General features: G+C 67.2%; 16 protein-coding genes. 12 read left to right on the forward strand and 4 right to left on the reverse strand.

The window, feature by feature from the left end; genetic code table 11:
* The first annotated feature begins 22 nt into the window (after positions 1-22).
* The 3 genes from H3H55_RS07575 to H3H55_RS07585 all read left to right on the forward strand — a co-directional run bounded on the left by H3H55_RS07575 (position 23) and on the right by H3H55_RS07585 (position 3,530).
* Positions 23-1,195 (forward strand): Gfo/Idh/MocA family protein, encoded by a 1,173-nt coding sequence (locus tag H3H55_RS07575; RefSeq protein ID WP_193098193.1) that lies wholly within the window; start codon positions 23-25, stop codon positions 1,193-1,195.
* Between the two features lie 303 nt (positions 1,196-1,498).
* Positions 1,499-2,551 carry an RNA-guided endonuclease InsQ/TnpB family protein gene (locus H3H55_RS07580; protein WP_193099466.1) on the forward strand — a complete coding sequence of 351 codons (1,053 nt, stop codon included), beginning with the start codon at positions 1,499-1,501 and terminating at the stop codon, positions 2,549-2,551.
* A 94-nt stretch (positions 2,552-2,645) separates the two neighbouring features.
* Positions 2,646-3,530: a MurR/RpiR family transcriptional regulator gene (locus tag H3H55_RS07585; RefSeq protein ID WP_048244127.1), complete on the forward strand. Its 885-nt coding sequence runs from the start codon at positions 2,646-2,648 to the stop codon at positions 3,528-3,530.
* 64 nt (positions 3,531-3,594) lie between these two features.
* Here H3H55_RS07585 and H3H55_RS07590 read toward each other — a convergent pair whose 3' ends face one another.
* Positions 3,595-5,115: a CoA-acylating methylmalonate-semialdehyde dehydrogenase gene (locus tag H3H55_RS07590; RefSeq protein ID WP_193098194.1), complete on the reverse strand. Its 1,521-nt coding sequence runs from the start codon at positions 5,113-5,115 to the stop codon at positions 3,595-3,597.
* A 108-nt stretch (positions 5,116-5,223) separates the two neighbouring features.
* Between H3H55_RS07590 and H3H55_RS07595 the strand changes: the two genes are divergently transcribed.
* From H3H55_RS07595 to H3H55_RS07625, 7 genes are all read left to right on the forward strand, one after another.
* Entirely contained in the window at positions 5,224-6,159 is a 936-nt protein-coding gene (locus H3H55_RS07595; RefSeq protein ID WP_193098195.1) for a LysR family transcriptional regulator, read from the forward strand.
* Positions 6,160-6,276: 117 nt separating this feature from the next.
* Positions 6,277-6,504 (forward strand): sulfurtransferase TusA family protein, encoded by a 228-nt coding sequence (locus H3H55_RS07600; RefSeq protein ID WP_006402122.1) that lies wholly within the window; start codon positions 6,277-6,279, stop codon positions 6,502-6,504.
* A 197-nt stretch (positions 6,505-6,701) separates the two neighbouring features.
* Entirely contained in the window at positions 6,702-7,136 is a 435-nt protein-coding gene (locus tag H3H55_RS07605; RefSeq protein ID WP_129514358.1) for a peptidase, read from the forward strand.
* A 267-nt stretch (positions 7,137-7,403) separates the two neighbouring features.
* Positions 7,404-8,108, forward strand: coding sequence for a response regulator transcription factor (locus H3H55_RS07610; RefSeq protein WP_006490421.1), 705 nt, complete (start codon positions 7,404-7,406; stop codon positions 8,106-8,108).
* Complete coding sequence (locus H3H55_RS07615; RefSeq protein ID WP_193098196.1) at positions 8,105-9,466, forward strand: FecR domain-containing protein; 1,362 nt, start codon at positions 8,105-8,107, stop codon at positions 9,464-9,466. The genes H3H55_RS07610 and H3H55_RS07615 overlap by 4 nt, the downstream gene beginning before the upstream one ends.
* Before the next feature lie 10 nt (positions 9,467-9,476).
* Positions 9,477-11,864 carry a CHASE2 domain-containing protein gene (locus H3H55_RS07620; RefSeq protein WP_193098197.1) on the forward strand — a complete coding sequence of 796 codons (2,388 nt, stop codon included), beginning with the start codon at positions 9,477-9,479 and terminating at the stop codon, positions 11,862-11,864.
* Positions 11,865-11,901: 37 nt separating this feature from the next.
* Complete coding sequence (locus H3H55_RS07625; RefSeq protein WP_129514361.1) at positions 11,902-12,516, forward strand: DUF4136 domain-containing protein; 615 nt, start codon at positions 11,902-11,904, stop codon at positions 12,514-12,516.
* A 53-nt stretch (positions 12,517-12,569) separates the two neighbouring features.
* Here the strand turns inward: H3H55_RS07625 and galU are convergent, their stop codons facing one another.
* Positions 12,570-13,454 (reverse strand): UTP--glucose-1-phosphate uridylyltransferase GalU, encoded by an 885-nt coding sequence (gene galU / locus H3H55_RS07630; protein ID WP_129514362.1) that lies wholly within the window; start codon positions 13,452-13,454, stop codon positions 12,570-12,572.
* Positions 13,455-13,541: 87 nt separating this feature from the next.
* Positions 13,542-16,409: a valine--tRNA ligase gene (locus H3H55_RS07635; protein ID WP_193098198.1), complete on the reverse strand. Its 2,868-nt coding sequence runs from the start codon at positions 16,407-16,409 to the stop codon at positions 13,542-13,544.
* Between the two features lie 213 nt (positions 16,410-16,622).
* Here H3H55_RS07635 and H3H55_RS07640 point away from each other — a divergent pair, with 213 nt between their 5' ends.
* Positions 16,623-18,986, forward strand: coding sequence for a UvrD-helicase domain-containing protein (locus H3H55_RS07640; RefSeq protein WP_193098199.1), 2,364 nt, complete (start codon positions 16,623-16,625; stop codon positions 18,984-18,986).
* Positions 18,983-19,780, forward strand: coding sequence for a 5'-methylthioadenosine/adenosylhomocysteine nucleosidase (locus tag H3H55_RS07645; RefSeq protein WP_193098200.1), 798 nt, complete (start codon positions 18,983-18,985; stop codon positions 19,778-19,780). The genes H3H55_RS07640 and H3H55_RS07645 overlap by 4 nt, the downstream gene beginning before the upstream one ends.
* Positions 19,781-19,846: 66 nt before the next feature.
* Here H3H55_RS07645 and H3H55_RS07650 read toward each other — a convergent pair whose 3' ends face one another.
* Positions 19,847-21,085, reverse strand: a complete 1,239-nt coding sequence (locus tag H3H55_RS07650; protein WP_193098201.1) for an MFS transporter — start codon at positions 21,083-21,085, stop codon at positions 19,847-19,849.
* Between the last annotated feature and the right edge of the window lie 45 nt (positions 21,086-21,130).

The raw sequence follows: 21,130 nt of genomic DNA on the forward strand, positions 1-21,130 counted from the left end.
ACGGACCAGGAACACCACCATCATGATTGACGGACAGATTCTGCTTGGACATTCGATTCGCTGGGGCATGGTCGGCGGCGGGCTCGGCAGCCAGATCGGCTACAGCCACCGGTCGGCCGCGTTGCGCGACGGCAGCTTCCAGCTGGTTGCCGGCGCGTTCGACATCGATCCGGAACGCGGCCGCCAGTTCGGCGTGAAGCTCGGCGTCGCGGCGGACCGTTGTTATCCCGACTACGCGACGATGTTCGAGGCCGAGGCGCGCCGCCCGGACGGCATCCGCGCGGTGTCGATCGCGACGCCGAACAACACGCACTTCGAGATCTGCCGCGCCGCGCTGAACGCGGGGCTGCACGTGGTCTGCGAGAAGCCGCTGTGCTTCACGACCGACGAGGCCGAGACGCTGCAGCGCCTGTCGGTCGAGAAGAACCGCATCGTCGGTGTCGCGTACGGCTACTCGGGGCACCAGATGATCGAACAGGCGCGCGAGATGATCGCGCGCGGCGATCTCGGCGAGATCCGCATCGTGCAGATGCAGTTCGCGCACGGGTTCCACAGTGAGGGTGTCGAGGCCGCGAGCGCGGCCGCGCGCTGGCGTGTCGACCCGAAGTTCGCGGGCCCGAGCTACGTGCTCGGCGATATCGGCACGCATCCGCTGTACATCTCCGAGGTGATGGCGCCCGAGCTGAAGATCCGGCGGCTGATGTGTTCGCGGCAGAGCTTCGTGAAGAGCCGCGCGCCGCTCGAGGACAACGCGTTCACGATCATGGAATACGAGTCGGGCGCGATCGGCTACGTGTGGTCGAGCGCGGTGAACGCGGGCTCGATGCACAGCCAGAAGGTGAGGGTGATCGGCTCGAAGGCGAGCGTCGAATGGTGGGATGAGCATCCGAACCAGTTGCGCTACGAAGTGCAGGGGCAGCCTGCGCAAGTGCTCGATCGCGGGATGGGTTATCTGCATCCGCACGCATTGCGCGAGGATCGCATCGGCGCCGGGCATCCGGAAGGGCTGTTCGAGGCCTGGTCGAACCTATACCAGCGCTTCGCGCTCGCGATGGACGCGGCCGATCGCGGCGACGCCGCGGCGTTGAAGACGATCCGCTTTCCGGACGTCCACGCGGGCGTCGAGGGCGTTCGATGGGTCGAGAACTGCGTGCGTTCCGCCGACGCGGGCAGCGTGTGGGTCGACTATCGCTGAGTCGAACCCGACGGGCCGGTTGCAGCGCTGCGTACCGCTTCGCACCGGCAGCCGGCCTCGACGGGCACTCGGTAGACGCCCTAATCTTTACGACGCCGCGAGAGCGTTGGACAATCGCTTCCAGTCCTGCCGTGGAGCGTGTGCAAGTGATGATCGAGCGCGTGGGAGCGAACCGCGCGGCGCGGGCCGCGCCGCAAACGTGATTAAATTCGCCCTTCATCCGTTGCTCCGATAAACCTTATTTATGGTGAAGAGGAAAGGGACGCTGTCGATAGACGGTATTCCGACGCTAGAATGGCCAGCATGATCCTTGTCTATCGCTACCGCGTGAAGTCGCTCAACGGACTGCTTAACAAGCAGAGCCGTGCGGTGAACTACGTCTGGAACTTCTGCAACGACACGCAGAAGCACGCGCTCAAGTGGGGTAAGAAGTGGCCGACAGGTTTCGACCTGAATGTGTTGACGACCGGCAGTAGCAAGGAGCTCGGCATCCACTCCAGCACGGTCAACGCAACGTGCGAGCAATATGCGAAGTCGCGCAGCCAATATCGACGTCCTTACTTGCGTTATCGTGGCAGAAAATCGCTTGGCTGGATGCCACTGAAGGGCCGCGAACTGAAGCGTGAAGGCGACGCGTTCCGCTTCGCCGGCAACACCTTTCGCGTGTTCAACAGCCGCTCGCTTCCCGAAGGCAAGATCAAGGATGGAACCAACTTTGCGCAGGATGCGCGCGGCAACTGGTTCCTGAACATCGTGATCGAGATGCCTGATGTTCAGGCCCGCCCGATCCGTTCCGGTGTCGGCATCGACCTCGGCCTGAAAGACTTCGCCACACTTTCGACCGGCGAGAAGTTGCCCAATGATCGGTTCGGCCGACGCGCGGCTGAAAAGCTGGCGAAAGTGCAACGAGCTCGAAAACACAAACGGCATATCGCGAAGCTGCACGCCAAGGTGGCGAATGCCCGCGCCGATTTCCAGCACAAGCTCGCGTTCGATCTTGTGCGGCGCTTCGACTACATCGCGGTTGGCAACGTATCGGCCGCCAAGCTCGCCAGAACCAGGATGGCGAAGAGCGTCTACGACGCGTCCTGGTCTTCTTTCCGGAACAAGCTCCGCTACAAAGCGATTGCGCACGGGGTTACATTCGAGGAAGTGAACGAGAACGGTTCTACCCAGTCCTGTTCGGCGTGCGGGTCGAAAGACAGCACGACGCGGCCGAAAGGTATCGCGGGGCTGCGAATAAGAGAATGGGCATGCGATGGTTGTGGTGTCGTGCATGATCGAGACACCAACGCTGCGCTGAACATTCTCCGATGCGGACGTGCATCGCCAGTTGTGGGAATCCGCCGCTTTTAGGTGACGGAGGACGTCAAGCATGTATCCAGGTGAGTCCCGGGCCGCGTCCGTTCGTATCGCGCGCGCATCGGGGCCGTCAACTTCGCGCTATCCGATGAGTTCATCCGAGAAACCTCCCGCCACCGTCGAGCAGTTCCTGCAGCATCTGACGCAGGAATACGACGGCCTCAGCAATCGCCTGAAGGTCATTGCGCGCCACGTGGAAACCCATCGGGACCAGCTTGGGCTGGAAGGCATCCAGTCGCTCGCGGAGGCGTGCGGCGTCCAGCCGTCCGCGGTCGTGCGCTTCGCGAAGCACTTCGGCTTCTCCGGTTTCTCCGAGATGCAGCGGGTGTTCCGCGAAGGGCTCGCGCAGCAGATCGCGCCGGGGCGCGCATACAACCTGCGGCTGCGCGACGTGATCGAATCGGGCTCGTCGAGCCTGCAGCCCGAGCAGATCGCCGACGAATTCATCAAGGGCAGCATTGCAGGGATGCAGCAGCTGCGGCAGACACTCGACCCGCAGGCGCTCGCGCAGGCCGTCGACCTGCTGGCCGACACGCAGGCCATCTGGATCGCGGGCTCGCGGCGCGCGTTTCCGATCGCCGTGTATCTCGACTATGCGCTGCAGCACACCGACAAGCGCATCGGGCTGTTCAGCGCGCTCGGCAGCATGCATCTCGGGCAGATCCGGTCGGTGCGCAAGGGCGACGTGATGATCGTCATCTCGTTCATGCCGTATGCGGACGAGACCGTGCAGGTCGCGCAGCAGGCCGTGCAGCGCGGCGCGCGCCTGATCGCGATCACCGACAGCCGGATGAGCCCGCTCGCACGGGAGGCCGAGGTGACGCTGATGGTGCAGGACAGCGAGACGTTCGGTTTCCGCGCGCTGACGGCCACGATGGGCCTCGCGCAGAGCCTGTTCGTCGCGCTCGCGTACCGGCTCGAGCTGTCGTACCTGCCGACCGCCGACGGCGCGCACGGCACCAAAGCCGGCTGACGGGTTACGGGTTCTGCCGGCGCACCGCCCGCGCAATCGATCGGCGGGCGGCGCACCGCGTGGCTTACTTCGCGGTCGGCATCGCGAATTCGGCGCCCTTGCCGATGCTCGACGACCAGCGCTGCATCACCGACTTCTGGCGCGTGTAGAAACGCACGCCTTCCTCGCCGTACGCGTGCATGTCGCCGAACAGGCTCTTCTTCCAGCCGCCGAAGCCGTGCCACGCCATCGGCACCGGAATCGGCACGTTGATGCCGACCATCCCGACCTGGATGCGCCGCGCGAATTCGCGCGCGATGCCGCCATCGCTCGTGAAGCACGACACACCGTTGCCGAACTCGTGCGCGTTGATCAGGTCGACGGCTTCGCCGAAATCCTTCACGCGCACGCAGCCGAGCACGGGCCCGAAGATTTCTTCCTTGTAGATCCGCATGTCGGGCGTCACGTGGTCGAACAGCGTCCCACCGGTGAAGAAGCCTGCCTCGCGGCCCGGCACGCGCAGCCCGCGGCCGTCGACCACCAGTTGCGCGCCTTCGCTCACGCCTTGCTCGATGTAACCTTCGATGCGCTTCAGCGCTTCGCCGGTGACGATCGGGCCCATCTCGACTTCCGGCGACATGCCGTCGCCGATCACCAGCTTGCGCGCGCGCTCGGCCACGGCCGGCACGATCTTGTCCGCGACGTCGCCGACCAGCACCGCGACGCTGATCGCCATGCAGCGCTCGCCGGCCGAGCCGTACGCGGCGCCGATCAGCGCGTCGACGGCCTGCTCGATGTTCGCATCGGGCATCACGACCAGGTGGTTCTTCGCGCCGCCGAGCGCCTGCACACGCTTGCCGGACTGCACCGCGCGCTGCTGCACGTAGGCCGCGATCGGCGTCGAGCCGACGAAGCTCACGGCCTGCACGTCCGGGTGGTCGAGCAGCGCGTCGACCGCGCCCTTGTCACCCTGCACGACGTTGAACACGCCGGCCGGCAGTCCGGCTTGAGTCAACAGGTCGGCGATGAACAATGCCGCCGACGGGTCGCGCTCGCTCGGCTTCAGCACGAACGTGTTGCCCGTCGCGATCGCGACCGGGAACATCCAGCACGGCACCATGCACGGGAAGTTGAACGGCGTGATGCCCGCGACGACGCCGAGCGGCTGGCGCATCGTCCAGTTGTCGATGCCGGTGCTGACCTGGTCGGTGAAATCGCCCTTCAGGAGCTGCGGCACGCCGCACGCGAATTCGATGATGTCGATGCCGCGCGCGACTTCGCCCTGCGCGTCGGAGAACACCTTGCCGTGCTCGGCCGTGATGATCGCCGCGAGCGTGTCCTGGTGCTCGTTCATCAACTGCAGGAAGCGGTGCAGCACGCGCGCGCGGCGGATCGGCGGCGTCGCGGCCCAGGCCGGGAACGCGGCGTGGGCGGAGGCGACGGCCTGCTGCACTTCGCTGTCGTCGGCGAGCGCGACGCGGCGCACCGCGCGGCCGAGCGCCGGGTTGAGGACGGCCTGGAAGCGACCGCTGCGGCCGGCAACGGGCGCGCCGTCGACATAGTGACCGACGTCGGCATCGGACGTGTACGCGGGAACCGGATTCATCGTGTCTCCTGGGGATGAGGGGGAACGGAACCTAGTCTAGGGAAACCGGCGGGGCGGGAGAAGACCGCGCAACTTGATTCACTGTTCAGAATTCTGAATAATCGATGGATGAATCAGCAAAATGTCCAGGCGCTCTGGCCGCATATCCATTCGCTGACGGTACTGGCCGCGGCCGGCAGTTTCACGGCCGCCGCGCAGCGGCTCGGCATCAGCAAGGCCGCGATGAGCCAGCGCATCGCCGATCTCGAAAAGGCGGCCGGCGTGCCGCTCGTGCGCCGCACGACGCGCAGCGTGCGGCTCACCGATGCGGGCCAGACGCTCGTCGACAGCACGCGCGATGCGTTCGAGTCGATCGGGCAGCATTTCGCGCGCGTGAAGGATCTGGCGGGGGAGCCGCGCGGCCTGCTGCGCGTGACGGCGCCGGTCGCGCTCGGGCGCCAGCAGGTCGTGCCGCACTTGCCCGATTTCCTGCGGCAGCATCCCGGCGTGCACATCGAGCTCGACCTGTCGGACCGGCTGCATTCGCTGACGCAGGAGGGTTTCGACCTCGCGATCCGCCATACCACCACCGCGCCGCAGACCCATGTCGCGTGGAAGCTGTGCGACACGCGCTCGCTGCTCGTCGCGAGCCGCGACTACCTCGACGTGCGCGGCGCGCCGCGGCACCCGAGCGAACTCGTCGATCACAGCTGCCTGTGCTACCTCCGCGACAACGAGCCGGCCGCATGGAGCTTCGAGCCGGACGGCCGGCGGCGCCAGCGCGTGAGCGTGCCGGTGCGCGGCAGTTTCGCGGCGAACAACAGCGAGGCGATGCGCGAGGCCGCGCTCGGCGGTCTCGGCATCGCGCTGCTGCCGGATTTCAGCGCGCGGCGCGATCTCGACGCCGGCCGGCTCGTCGCGCTGCTCGACGGCTGGCGGCCGTCGGGCGCGTTCGGCGACCACATTTTCGCGATCCGTCCATACAGCCCGGTCGTGCCGAGCGCGGTGCGCGCGCTCGTGCGGCACCTGCGCGAACGGCTCGCGGGCGGCTTTTCCGGCACGTGACGGCGGTGCCCGCGGGCGCCGGGCCGCGGGCCGCCCGGGCGGCCGAGGCGGCGCTGCGGTAAAATCGCTGCTTCCTCCCGCGCCGCGTGTGGCGCGTCATTCGAAGGTCGACAGCCGATGCAGATTCACAAGGAAGTGGACGCGCGCGGGCTTAATTGCCCGTTGCCGATCCTGCGTGCCAAGAAAGCGCTTGCCGATATGGAAAGCGGGCAGATCCTCAAGGTGCTCGCGACCGATCCGGGCTCGCAGCGCGATTTCGCCGCGTTCGCGAAGCAGACGGGCAACGAGATCGTCGAATCGACGACGCAGGACAAGACCTTCGTGTTCCTGATGCGCCGCCGCTGACGGCCCGCATCACGTGTCCGCCGCGCCCGGCGTTGACCGGCCGCGCCTCTGACAATTCTTAAACCTCGCTTCGTTGCCTGCTGCGTATACTGACGCGGCCGGTCATCCGCTCGCAGCGGAGGCGCCGGCCACGGTACGTCACAGGGCGGGCACGGGGGCCATGCCTGACGCTACCGTCGTACAAACGGGGAGAGGACATGTCCTTCAGACCAGGGACCATTCGAAGTCCATCCGAAGCGGGATGCATCGCGCCTGTGCGCGCGTCGGAGCTGAGCCGTATCGAGCTCGATCCGCAACAGGATCGCCACGCGCGTGCCGCGCTGGAGGCCTACGCGGATTCGGCCGCGGCCGAGATGCCGTGGCTGGCCGAGTGGCTCGACGAACGGCTGCGCGATGCCGCGCAGGAAGACGGCTCGGGCCCGACCTACTGCGGTGCGACGATCGAACGCGTGTTCGATCTGGCGCAGGCATGGGCGGCGGGCCAGCCCGACTACGCGGCCAGCGCGTGGGAACGCGTGCGCGGCCAGTTGCAGCGGATGCTCGCGCAACCGGCGCCGCCGGAACCGCTGTCGCACCGGGTGACGGCCGACGATTTCGCCGAGCCGGTAGCCGGCATCGCGGGCGCCGACTAGGCGTCCGATTGAACGACAGGAAGGATTATTCGAAAAAGGACGGTAGTCCGCGCAATTTCTTGGCGAATTTCATACTACTATGATGAAATCGCCGGTTCGTCCGTGCCCCGTTTTTGAGATATTTAGCCGGGGTCGCCGGTTTGCGCAGGTGGCGCGAGCGGCGAACGACGGCTCACCGGCCGGTATCCGGAATCCGCGCACGTGCTGCGCGGCGGGGTGGGCGCGGGGAGCTGAACTGGACGAATCGCTTTTGATTTGCGGGGTGCTATGAGAATTGCTGTACTGGATGACGATCCGGCCCAGACGGATTTCGTCAGTCAAACGCTGACGGCCGTTGGCCATACGTGCTATGCGTTCAAGGAAGGCAAGGCCCTGAAGAAGCGTCTGCAGCGCGAGACGTTCGATCTGCTGGTGCTCGACTGGAACGTGCCCGACATGTCAGGCGAGGAAGTGCTGAAGTGGGTGCGCGCCAATCAGACCGAGCACAGCCTGCCGATCATCTTCATGACAAGTCGCGACGACGAGGCGGGGATCACGCAGATCCTCAACGCCGGCGCCGACGATTACGTGGTCAAGCCCGTCTCGGGCCCGATCCTGCGCGCGCGCATCGGCTCGCTGCTGCGCCGCGCGTATCCGGTCAATGCCGAGGCGACCGTTCGCGAGTTCGACCAGTTCCGTTTCGACGTGAACCTGAAGCAGGCGTACGTCGGCGACAAGGCAGTGAGCCTCACGCAGAAGGAATTCGAACTCGCGCTGCTGCTGTTCCAGCATCTCGACCGGCCGCTGTCGCGCGCACACATTCTCGATCTCGTGTGGAAGCAGGCGACCGACATCCCGTCGCGCACGATGGATACGCACATCTCGATGCTGCGCACCAAGCTCGGCCTGCGACCCGAAAACGGCTATCGCCTCGCGCCGATCTACGGTTACGGCTACCGGCTCGAGCGGGTCGGCCAGGGAGAACCGGAGTGATCGCGGGCGTCACGCAGCGCACGGCGAACCTGCGCACGGTGGCGTTGCGTACGGCCTGCGCGGTCGCGTTCGCGTTTGCCGCGCAACATGCGGCTGCGCAACCGCCTGCCGACGCCGGCAAGATGGTGGTCTACCGCACGCAGGCGGGCGACACGCTGTACGACGTCGCCGCGCGCTACCTGCAGGGCGCGGACGACTGGCAACTGCTCCAGCGGATCAACGGCGTGCCCGCGCCGAAGCACCTGCAGCCCGGCGTCGCGCTGAAGCTGCCGGTCGCGCGGCTGCGCAAGGAAAAGCTGACCGCGCGCGTCGTCGCGGTGCAGGGCACGGCCGAACGCGCGTCCGGCGGCGCTTACGCGCCGCTCGCGAACGATGCGACGCTCGCCGAGGGCGACCGCGTGCGCACGGGCCCGAACGGTTTCGTCACGCTCGAGCTGACCGACGGCACGCACATGAGCCTGCCGCCCGACAGCCAGCTCGACCTGAAGTCGCTGCGCCGCACCGTGCTGACCGGCACGCTCGATCGCGAGTTCGAACTCACGCGCGGCTCGGTCGAAAGCGAAGTCACCCATCTGAAGAAACGCGACGACCGCTTCCAGATCCGTTCGCCGTCGGTCGTCGCCGGCGTGCGCGGCACGCGTTTTCGCGTGAACTACGACGCGGCCGGCAATGCGTCGACGCGCGTTGAAGTACTCGACGGCACCGTCGGCGTCGCGGGTCACCGGCAGGCGGCCGACCCGACGCTCGTGCATGCGAACTTCGGCAGCGTCGCGACGTCGTCCGGCGCGGTCGGTGCGCCCGTCGAACTGCTGGCCGCACCGGCGCTCGCGCATCCCGACAAGGTGCAGGACGAGCCCGACGTCGCGTTCGACGTCGCGCCGCTCGCACAGGCGCATGCGTACCACCTGCAGATCGCGCACGACGCGGGGATGCTCGACCCGTTCCGCGAAGCGCGCACCGTCTCGTCGCGCGCGGTGTTCCGCGACGTGCCGAACGGCACGTATTTCGTGCGGGTGGCCGCGATCGACGAGAACGGTCTCGAAGGCGTGCCGCGCATCTATGCGTTCGAGCGGCGCCTGATGGGGCTCGACGCCAGTGCGTCGCCCGGCGCGAGCGGCTACGAATTCCGCTGGTCGCCGAACGGTTCGGGCAAGGATGCGCGCTACCGGTTCGTGCTGTCGCGTTCGAAGGACCTGAGCGCGCCGGTCGTCGACGAGGTCGGCCTGCAGGCGCGCAAGATCACGATCGCGCACCTGCCGCCCGGCGACTACTACTGGGCCGTGACCGTCGAGGAATACGAAGGCGGCAAGTTCTACGAGAAGACCAGTCCGGTCAGCGCGTTCACGCTGTCGCGCTGATCCGCGGCGCATGAAACCCGACTCCGTTTCCCCGCGGCGGCATCTCGGCCGCCGCTTCCTGATCGAATGGATCGCGATCGGCTGCCTCGGGATCGCGGTGATTCTCGCGTGTGCGCTCGGCCGCCTGTCGTCGAGCGTCGACGGGCTGATCTACGACCGGCTGCTGATGCTGCGCAGCCTGCCGCTGTCGCCCGACGTGGTCGTCGTCGACATCGACAACCAGAGCGTATCGGCGCTCGGCCGCTGGCCGTGGTCGCGCGACGTGCATGCGCGGCTGCTCGACACGCTGGCCCGCGCGCAGCCGGCCGCCGTCGTCTACGACGTGCTGTTTACCGAACCGTCGCCGCAGGATCGCGCGTTCGCGGACGCGATGACCCACGTGCCGACCTTCCTGCCCGTGCTGCTGAGCCCCGAGCAGGCGGACGGCACGCGCACCGTCGATCCGCCGGTGGCCGCGCTCGCCGCGCGCGCGATGGGGCTCGGCCACATCAACCTCGAAGTCGATCGCGACGGCATCGTGCGCAGCGTCGCGCTGTTCGAAAGCGACGGCCGCGTGCGCTGGCCGCAGCTGATGGTACCCGTCTACCGCGCGATCCAGGGCGGCCGACTGCATCCGGCCGGCGGCGCGCCGGGTGCGGGTGCGCACGACCTGTCGCGCGACGCGGCCGGCGAGGGCCGCTACCTGATCCCGTTCAGCCGCAACACGCCCGCCTATCCGACGCTGTCGTTCGACGACGTGCTCGAAGGGCGCGTGAAGACCGACGCGCTGCGCGGCAAGATCGTCGTCGTCGGCGTGACGGCGTCGGGGCTGTACGACCGCTTCGCGACGCCCGTGTCCGGCGACTTCGGCCCGCTCGCCGGCGTGTATATCCATGCCAACGTGCTCGACATGCTGGCGACCGGCAGCGCGATCTCGCCCGCGTCGCGCTTCGGGCTGTTCGCCGCGTCGCTACTGCCGCTCGCCGCGCTGCTGGGCGGCTTCCTGATGCTGTCGCCGTGGCGCGCGCTGCTGCTGACGCTGAGCCTCGCCGCGCTCGCCGTCGTCGCGAGCACGGCGCTGCTGTTCGAGGCGCGCATCTGGCTGTCGCCGGCGCCCGCGATCTTCGGGCTGATCGGCGTCTACCCGATCTGGAACTGGCGGCGCCTGGAAATGACGATGTCGTACCTGCGTCGCGAGCTGCAGCGGCTCGCCGACGAGCCGCACCTGCTGCCCGAGGCGCCGCGCACGCGCAGCGTCGGCGGCGACGTGCTCGAGCGGCAGATGGCGCTGATGGCGCAAGCCGCGCAGCGCGTGCAGGACATGAAGCGCTTCGTGTGGGACAGCCTCGACAGCATGCCGGAACCGATCTTCGTGACCGACCTGGCCGGCACGGTGCTGATCGCGAACCATGCGGCGAAGCGCTACGGATCGCGGCTCGCGCTGCCGTTGCCGGAAGGGCGGCCGCTGCGCACCGCGCTCGGCGAGCTGACGTTCATGAAGACCGTTGACGGCAACGCCGAGCACGATGCGACGATCCGCGAGCACTGGCCGGCCGCGCTCGACCCGACGCTCGAGGCCGAGCACGACGCGATGGCGCGCGGCATCGAAGTGCGCGATCGCGACGGCCTCGACCATCTGTTACGCTACGCGGCTTGTACCAACGCGCAGGGCCGCGTGACGGGCTGGATTGCCGGCCTCGTCGACGTGACCGAGCTGCACGCGGCCGAGCGGCATCGCGAGGAAGCGCTGCACCTGCTGTCGCACGACATGCGCTCGCCGCAGGCTTCGATCCTCGCGCTCGTCGAGATCGAGCGCGACCGCGTCGAGACCGACGCGACGCGCGGGCTGCTCGCGCGGATCGAGCGCTATGCGCACCGCGCGCTGTCGCTCGCCGACGAGTTCGTGCAGTTGGCGCGCGCGGAGTCGCAGGCGTACCAGTTCGAAGTGACGAGCCTCGTCGACGTGCTGATCGATGCGAGCGACGAGGTGTGGCCGCAGGCGCAGGCGAAGCACATCCGCATCGACACCGAGGTCGGCGCCGACATGTGCTGGGTGCGCGCGGATCGCTCGCTGATCACGCGCGCGTTTGTGAACCTGATGAACAACGCGGTCAAATACAGTCCGTCCGACACCGTGATCACGTGTACGCTGACGGTCGAGCACGCGTCGAAGCGGATGTTCTGTACGATTCGCGATCAGGGGTACGGCATTGCGCCGGAAGATCAGCGGCATCTGTTCGAACGTTTCAAGCGATTCCACGCCGGCGAGCGGCCCGAGATTTCGGGTTCCGGGCTCGGCATGGCATTCGTGAAGACGGTTGTCACGCGCCATGGGGGCAGCGTGACGGTCGACAGCGAAGTGGGGGTCGGCACCGCGGTGACGGTGTCGCTGCCCTCGATCGACGAGCCGTCCGCCTGACAGGGCCGGGCGCGACGGCAGGCATTTGGGGAAAGTCATGAGAAAGCAATGGGCAGCGGCCGCGCTTGCGGCGTCGCTGTTGGCGGGTTGCGCCGGCGTGACGAGCGGCGTGAGTGCGGTCGGGCAGCCGAATGCGTTTGCATCCGGCGCGCACGGTTACGATTTCGTCCGGACGGCCGCGCAGGCCAATGATGCCGAATACCGGCAGATCGAGACGCTCGTGCGCGACGAACTCGCGCGCCGCGGCTTCGATGCGCAGCCGCTCGCGGCCGCGCGCTACCGGCTGTCGATCGCGTACGCCACGCAGCCGGCCTCGGTCGCGGCGAGCGCCGACCGGTGCGGCGCCGCGAGCAGCGCGTGCGTGACGGTCGACGGGCCGGCGCCGTTCGCGCTGCCGTTCATGGGCACCGTGTATCGCCACGTGCTGACGCTGCGTTTCGTCGATGCGAAATCGGGTGCCGACGTCTACCGCGTGTCGGCCGCGCTGCGCGATCGCGATCCCGGCACGCAGCAGGCCGCGCCGGCACTCGTGAAGAGCGCGCTCGCGAAGGTGCCGTACGGCACCGGCGGCGGCTGGCTCGTCAAGACGAAAAAAGACGACGCGGGCGCAATGCCGGGCGTCGTCTCGGTGAAGCCGGCCGAAGCGCGCTGAAGCGGCGGCCGGTAAGGTGAGGGCGGGCCCGCCGGGGCGAGCCCTTGCCGCGTTCAGGCGGCCGGATGCGCGCCGCCGCGCGTGCGCAGGTAGGCTTCGAATTCCGCACTGACTTCCGGGTGGCGCAGCGCGAATTCGACTGTCGCCTTCAGGTAGCCGAGCTTGCTGCCGCAGTCGTAGCGCGTGCCCTGATACTTGTAGGCCAGCACCTGTTCGTCGGTGAGCAATGCCTGGATCGCGTCGGTGAGCTGCAGCTCGCCGCCCGCGCCGGGCTTCAGCGCGCGCAGGTGTTCGAAGATCCGCGGCTTCAGGATGTAACGACCGACCACGCCGAGGTTCGACGGCGCGACTTCCGGTGCCGGCTTCTCGACGATCGCCGACATCTTCACGATCGACTCTTCCCATTCCTTGCCGTCGACGATCCCGTACGACTTCGTCTCCGACGGCGGGATCTCTTCGACGCCGATCACCGAGCTGTGATAGTGGTCGAACACATCGACCATCTGTTTCATCACGGGCGGGTTGCCGTCGAGCAGGTCGTCGGCGAGGATCACCGCGAACGGGTTGTCGGCGACGAGCTTCTCCGCGCACAGCACCGCATGGCCGAGGCCGAGCGCTTCCGGCTGGCGCACGTAGAAGCAGTCGACATGGCTCGGCTTGATGCTGCGCACGAGCTCGAGCAGCTTTTCCTTGCCGCGTGCCTCGAGTTCCGCCTCGACCTCGTACGACTTGTCGAAGTGATCCTCGATCGCGCGCTTGCTGCGCCCGGTGACGAAGATCATCTCGGTGATGCCGGCGGCGATCGCTTCCTCGACCGCGTACTGGATCAGCGGCTTGTCGACGACCGGCAGCATTTCCTTCGGGCTCGCCTTCGTTGCCGGGAGGAACCGCGTGCCGAGACCGGCAACGGGAAATACCGCCTTGGTGACTTTCAACATGATCGAACCTTTATTCCTGTAATCGACTTGTCAGACGATGTATGTTCACGTCCCCATTATAGTGAACGCAAACGGCCTTACCGATTGTTACGCAGGCAACCGATCGAGCTGCGCACGCAGTTTTTCGAGCGTGCTCTGGAATTCCGCGACGCGTTTCTGCTCCTGCTCGACCACGGCCGGCGGCGCTTTCGCGACGAATGCCTCGTTGCCGAGCTTCGCGTTGCACTTCGTGATCTCGCCCGTCAGGCGCGCGATTTCCTTCGACAGGCGCTCGCGTTCGGCCGCGACGTCGATTTCCACCTTCAGCACCAGCTTGTTCGGGCCGACGATCGCGATCGGCGCGCCGTGCGCTTCCTTGTCGAGCGTTGCCTCGTCCGCGAGGATCTGCACTTCCGACAAGCGCGCGAGGGCCTGAACGTACGGCGCGAACGAGCGCAGGCGCTCGGCATCGCCGGCCGCGAGCAGCGGCACCTTCGTCGCCGGCGACAGGTTCATCTCGCCGCGCAGGTTGCGGCATGCGTCGACGATCGCCTTCAGGTCGGCCGCCCACTGCTCGGACGCCTCGTCGATCTTCTGCAGGTTGGCGACCGGATACGCCTGCGTCATCAGCGACGCCTCGCCTTCGGCCTTGCCTTGCGGATAGCGGCCCGCGAGCGGCGCGACCTTCTGCCAGAGCGCCTCGGTGATGAACGGGATGACCGGGTGCGCGAGGCGCAGCACCGTTTCGAGCACGCGCAGCAGCGTGCGGCGCGTGGCGCGCTGCTGTTCCGGCGTGCCGTTCTGGATCTGCACCTTCGCGAGTTCGAGATACCAGTCGCAGTACTCGTCCCACACGAACTTGTAGATGCTGGTCGCGACGTTGTCGAAGCGGTAATCGGCGAAGCCCTTCGCGATATCGGCCTCGGTGCGCTGCAGCAGCGACACGATCCAGCGGTCGGCCGCCGAGAAGTCGAGGTAGCCGCCCGGGCCGCAGTCGCCCGCGCCGCAGACTTCCGGCTTGTCGCTGCCGCAGTCGTGGCCTTCGCAGTTCATCAGCACGAAGCGCGTGGCGTTCCACAGCTTGTTGCAGAAGTTGCGATAGCCTTCGCAGCGCGCGAGGTCGAAGTTCACGTTGCGGCCGAGCGTCGCCATCGACGCCATCGTGAAGCGCAGCGCGTCGGTGCCGAACGCGGGGATGCCGTCCGGGAATTCCTTGCGCGTCTTCTTCTCGATCGTCGCGGCCTGCTTCGGGTTCATCAGGCCCGTCGTGCGTTTTGCGACCAGCGTTTCGAGGTCGATGCCGTCGACGATGTCGAGCGGGTCGAGCGTGTTGCCCTTGCTCTTCGACATCTTCTGGCCTTCCGCGTCGCGCACGAGACCGTGCATGTAGACGGTGTGGAACGGCACCTTGCCCGTGAAGTGCGTGGTCATCATCACCATCCGGGCGACCCAGAAGAAGATGATGTCGAAGCCCGTGACGAGCACCGACGACGGCAGGAAGTGCTGCAGTTCAGGCGTTTCGTTCGGCCAGCCGAGCGACGAGAACGGCACGAGCGCCGACGAGAACCACGTGTCGAGCACGTCTTCGTCACGCGTCAGCGTGCCCGTGTAGCCCTGCGCGGCGGCCTTCGCGCGTGCGTCTTCCTCGCTGCGCGCGACGAACACCTCGCCGTTCTCGCCGTACCACGCGGGGATCTGGTGGCCCCACCACAGCTGGCGCGAGATGCACCAGTCCTGGATGTTCTCGAGCCACTGGTAGTAGGTGGTCGTCCAGTTTTCCGGGACGAACTTGATCTGGCCGTCACGAACGACGTCGAGCGATACCTCGGTGATCGACTTGCCCGGGTGGAACGTGCCTTCCGGCGCCGGTTTCGTCATCGCGACGAACCACTGGTCGGTCAGGATCGGCTCGATCACGACACCCGTGCGGTCGCCGCGCGGCACCATCAGCTTGTGCGGCTTCACGGAGTCGAGGAAGCCCAGCGCGTCGAGGTCGGCGACGATCGCCTTGCGCGCGTCGAAGCGGTCGAGGCCGCGATACTGCTCGGGGCCGTTGTCGTTGATCTTCGCGTCGAGCGTCAGGATCTCGATCGGTGTGAGGTTGTGGCGCAGGCCGACCTGGTAGTCGTTGAAATCGTGCGCGGGCGTGACCTTCACGACACCCGTGCCGAACTCGCGGTCGACGTAGTCGTCGGCGATCACCGGGATTTCGCGGCCCGTCAGCGGCAGCGTGACGAGCTTGCCGATCAGGTGCGCGTAGCGCTCGTCTTCCGGGTGGACCATCAGCGCGACGTCGCCGAGCATCGTCTCGGGACGCGTCGTCGCGACGGTCAGCGAGCCGGAGCCATCGACGAGCGGGTAGCGGATGTGCCACAGGTGGCCGTTTTCTTCTTCGCTGACGACTTCGAGATCCGACACGGCGGTCAGCAGCACCGGATCCCAGTTGACGAGGCGCTTGCCGCGATAGATCAGGCCCTGTTCATGGAGCGTGACGAACACGTCGCGCACGGCGGCCGACATCTTGTCGTCCATCGTGAAGTATTCGCGCGACCAGTCGGTCGACGCGCCTAGGCGGCGCACCTGGCCGGTGATCGTCGAACCGGACTGCTGCTTCCATTCCCACACGCGCTCGACGAACTTCTCGCGGCCGAGGTCGTGGCGCGACACGCCCTGCGCGTCGAGCTGGCGCTCGACGACGATCTGCGTGGCGATCCCCGCGTGGTCGGTGCCGGGCACCCACAGCGTGTTCTCGCCGAGCATCCGGTGGTAGCGGGCGAGGCCGTCCATGATCGTCTGGTTGAACGCGTGGCCCATGTGCAGCGTGCCCGTCACGTTCGGCGGCGGCAACTGGATCGCGAAATCGGGGCGCGCCGGGTCGAACGCCGGGGCGGCATAACCGCGTTTTTCCCACTCCGGCCCCCATTGGGCTTCGATGGTGTGGGGTTCGAAACTCTTCGCAAGCGTGTTGTCGCTCATGTTGGAAATCTGCCGAAATATGCGTGAATTGGATGCCGAATCTGACAATTATAAAGGGATGCCCATCGGCCAGCCATCGCCTTGCCCGCGCGGGCCCGTCGCGAGGCGGCCGCAACACGCTCGCGGCACGCGATCGAACGGATCGGGAACGGCGGCGCGCGGCCGACTTATAATGTCGGGTCCGCATTTTTCTCGCCCGCCCGCTGCCGCTCCATGCCCGATCTGCTCGCCAATCTGAACCCCGAACAACACGCCGCCGTCACGTTGCCGAACGAACCGGCGCTGATCCTCGCAGGGGCGGGCAGCGGCAAGACCCGCGTGCTGATCACGCGCATCGCGTGGCTGATCCAGCAGGGCTATGCGTCGCCACCCACCGTGCTCGCCGTCACCTTCACGAACAAGGCCGCGCGCGAGATGATGGCGCGCCTGTCGGCAATGATGCCGATCGACACGCGCGGCATGTGGATCGGCACGTTCCACGGCCTCTGCAACCGGATGCTGCGCACGCACTGGCGCGACGCCGGGCTGCCGCAGACGTTCCAGATCCTCGACACTGCCGACCAGCTGTCCGCGATCAAGCGGCTGATGAAGGCGGCGAACGTCGACGACGAGAAGTACCCGCCGAAGAACGTCCAGTACTTCATCAACAACGCGAAGGAGCAGGGGCTGCGTCCCGACAAGGTCGACGCGACCGACAGCTTCAACCGCAAGTTCGTCGAGCTGTACCAGGCGTACGACCAGCAGTGCCAGCGCGAGGGTGTCGTCGATTTCCCCGAGCTGCTGCTGCGCTGCTACGAGCTGCTCGCGTACAACGCGCCGCTGCGCGCGCACTACCAGGCACGCTTCAAGCACATCCTCGTCGACGAGTTCCAGGACACCAACAAGCTGCAGTACGCGTGGCTCAAGATGCTCGCGGGCGGCCAGAACGCGATCTTCGCGGTCGGCGACGACGATCAGTCGATCTACGCGTTCCGCGGCGCGAACGTCGGCAACATGCGCGACTTCGAAGATGAATTCCGCGTGCGCAACCTGATCAAGCTCGAGCAGAACTACCGGTCGCACGGCAACATCCTCGACGCGGCGAACCAGCTGATCTCGAACAACGCGCACCGCCTCGGCAAGAACCTGCGCACCGACGCGGGCCACGGCGAGCCCGTGCGCGTGTACGAGGCCAGCACCGATTCGCAGGAGGCCGGCTGGATCGTCGAGGAGATCCGCTCGCTGATCAACACCGGGATGGCCCGCAGCGAAGTGGCCGTCCTGTACCGCAGCAACGCGCAGTCGCGTTCGATCGAGCATACGCTGATGTCGTCGGGCATCCCGTACCGCGTGTACGGCGGCCTGCGCTTCTTCGAGCGTCAGGAAGTGAAGCACGCGCTCGCGTACCTGCGCCTGATCGACAACCCGAACGACGACACGGCGTTCGTGCGGGTCGTGAACTTCCCGACCCGCGGGATCGGTGCGCGCTCGATCGAACAACTGGCCGACGCCGCGCGCCTGTACGGCTGCTCGATGGCCGCCGCGATTCCGTACGTGACCGGCAAGGCCGGCACGAGCCTCGGCGGGTTCGCGAACCTGGTCGCGAAGATGCGCGCCGACACGCAGCAGATGAACCTGCCGGAGACCGTCGAGTACGTGGTGCGCGCGAGCGGCCTTTCCGATTTCTACCAGGGCGAGCGCGAAGGGCAGGACCGCCTCGAGAACTTGCAGGAACTCGTGAACGCGGCCACCGCGTTCGTCGCCGAGGAAGGTTACGGGCTCGATACGCCGGCCCGTTCGATCCCGCTGCGCGCGGGCGCGATCGCGGCGCCCGAGCTCGGCACGGCGACGGATGATCCGGCGGTCGACGTGCTCGACCCGGCGTCGCTCGGCGACCCGGCGCAGAACCCCGACACGATGACGCCGCTCGCGGGCTTCCTGTCGCATGCGTCGCTGGAGGCCGGCGACAACCAGGCGCAGGCCGGGCAGGACGCCGTGCAGCTGATGACGGTGCACGCGGCGAAGGGGCTGGAATTCTCGGCCGTGTTCATCACGGGCCTCGAGGAAGGGCTGTTCCCGCACGAGAACAGCGTGCTCGAATCGGACGGCCTCGAGGAAGAGCGCCGGCTGATGTATGTCGCGATCACGCGCGCGAAGGAGCGGCTCTACCTGTCGTTCGCGCAAAGCCGGATGCTGCACGGCCAGACGCGTTACAACGTGCGCTCGCGCTTCTTCGACGAACTGCCCGAGCACGTGCTGAAGTGGCTGACGCCGAAGGTCGAGGCCGGTTCGCGCTGGGGCGGGCGTTCGGACAACGCGGGATACGGGCGCGATTGGTTCGCGCGGCCGGGCGGCGGCAGCCGCGAGCAGATCGTCGACGCGGCCGTGACCGCGCCGCTGCCCGCGTTCGCGAACAAGCAGCGCGCGGCCGACACCGGCTTCCGGGTCGGTCAGCAGGTGTTCCATACCAAGTTCGGCGAAGGCACGGTGACCGCGCTCGAAGGCAACGGCACCGATGCGAAGGCACAGGTGAAGTTCAAGCGGCACGGCGAGAAGTGGCTCGCGCTCGCGGTCGCGAAACTGCAGGCGGTGGAATGATGGGTATCGACACGGATGTGACGCCGGCGGCTCGCCCGCTCGGCATTCTGGCCGCGCTGCCCGAGGAACTCGGCGACCTGATCGCCGCGATGCGCGCCGACGGCGCGATGAAGACGGTCACGCTCGGCCGCCGCGACTATCACGTCGGTACCGTGCACGGCGCGGCCTGCGTCGTCACGCTCGCGCGGGTCGGCAAGGTCGCGGCCGCCGCGACGGTCAGCGCGCTGATCCACGTGTTCGGCGTCGCGGGGGTCGTGTTCACCGGCGTCGCGGGCGGCGTGTCGCGCACGGTGCGCGTCGGCGACGTCGTCGTGGCCGACACGCTGTTGCAGCATGACCTCGACGCATCGCCGCTCTTTCCGCGCTACGAGGTGCCGCTGCTCGGCATCACGCGTTTCGCGACCGATGCGGAACTGACGGCCCGTCTCAGGGCCGCGTGCACGCTGTTCGTCGCGGAAGAGGGTGCACAGTTCGCCGAGCGCTTTGGGCTGGCCGGCGCGCAGCTGCACGCCGGGCTCATCATCAGCGGCGACCGGTTCGTGTCGAGCGAAAGCGAGGTCGTCGCGCTGCGCGATGCGCTGCCGGACGCGCTCGCGGTCGAAATGGAAGGGGCGGCGATCGCGCAGGTGTGCGCGGAACACGACGTGCCGTTCGCGCTCGTGCGCACGATCTCCGATACGGCCGACGATCACGCGACGCAGTCGTTCTCGCACTTCCTGTCGGCGATCGCGAGCAGCTATTCGTCCGGCATCCTCAAGCGTTTCCTGACGCTGCATGCGACGACGGCGGCCTGAAGCCGCCGCCGTTTTCTCCTTTCAAGCCGTTCGACCGGCCGCGGTGCGCACGCCGCGGCCGGCTCGTCACGCCTTCTTGCGCCGGCTGCTTTCGAGGTTCGGCAGGAACACCGTCAGCACGCCGATCAGCGGCAGGAACGAGCACACCTTGTAGACGAACGTGATGCTCGTCGCGTCGGCGAGCTGGCCGAGCACGGCCGCGCCGACGCCGCCCAGGCCGAACGCGAAGCCGAAGAACAGGCCCGCGACCATCCCGACCTTGCCGGGCATCAGTTCCGTCGCGTAGACGAGGATCGCGGCAAACGCCGACGCCAGCACGATGCCGATGATCACGGTCAGCACGCTCGTCCAGAACAGGTTCGCGTACGGCAGCAGCAGCGTGAACGGCGCGACGCCGAGAATCGATACCCAGATCACGTACTTGCGGCCGATCCGGTCGCCGACGGGCCCGCCGATCAGCGTGCCGGCCGCCACGGCCGCGAGGAACACGAACAGGTGGATCTGCGCGGCCTGCACCGACAGGTGGAACTTGTCGATCAGGTAGAACGTGAAATAGCTGTTGATGCTCGCGAGGTAGAAGTACTTCGAGAACACGAGCAGCACCAGCACGCCGATCGCGCCGATCACGCGGCCGCGCGACAGCGTCGGATGGCCGGCCGACACGGCTTTCTTCTTCATCGACGGATGCTTCTTGTACCAGTGGCCGATCTGCGTGAGCACGACCATCGCGACGAGCGCGGCCGCCGAGAACCACGCGATGCTGTGCTGGCCGTGCGGAATGATCACGAGCGCGGCAAGCAGCGGCCCGAGCGCGGAACCCGCGTTGCCGCCGACCTGGAACACCGACTGCGCGAGCCCGTGCTGGCCGCCCGACGCCATCCGCGCGACGCGCGACGATTCCGGATGGAACACCGACGAACCGCAGCCGACGAGTGCCGCGGCTACCAGCAGTACCGGGAAGCTCGGCGCGACCGACATCAGCAGCAGCCCCGCGAGCGTGAAGCCCATGCCGACCGGCAGCGAATACGGCTTCGGGCGCTTGTCGGTATAGAGGCCGACGAGCGGCTGCAGCAGTGACGCGGTGATCTGGTAGGTGAGCGTGATCAGGCCGATTTGCGCGAACGACAGCGCGAACTGGCTCTTGAGCATCGGGTAGATCGCGAGGATCAACGACTGGATCATGTCGTTGATCATGTGCGAGAAGCTGATCGCGCCGAGCACCGGATAGACGGTGCGGGGAACGGGTGGCGCGGACGGCTGGGCGGCGGCTGCGCCGGCGACTCCGGTGTCGAGGCTGGTTTCCATGTGAGCTGAACGAGTTGAGGTGACGGGCGCGCTCTGGTGGGGATC

It is taken from the genome of Burkholderia sp. Z1 (assembly GCF_014893795.1).
GTDB classification, from domain to species: domain Bacteria; phylum Pseudomonadota; class Gammaproteobacteria; order Burkholderiales; family Burkholderiaceae; genus Burkholderia; species Burkholderia theae.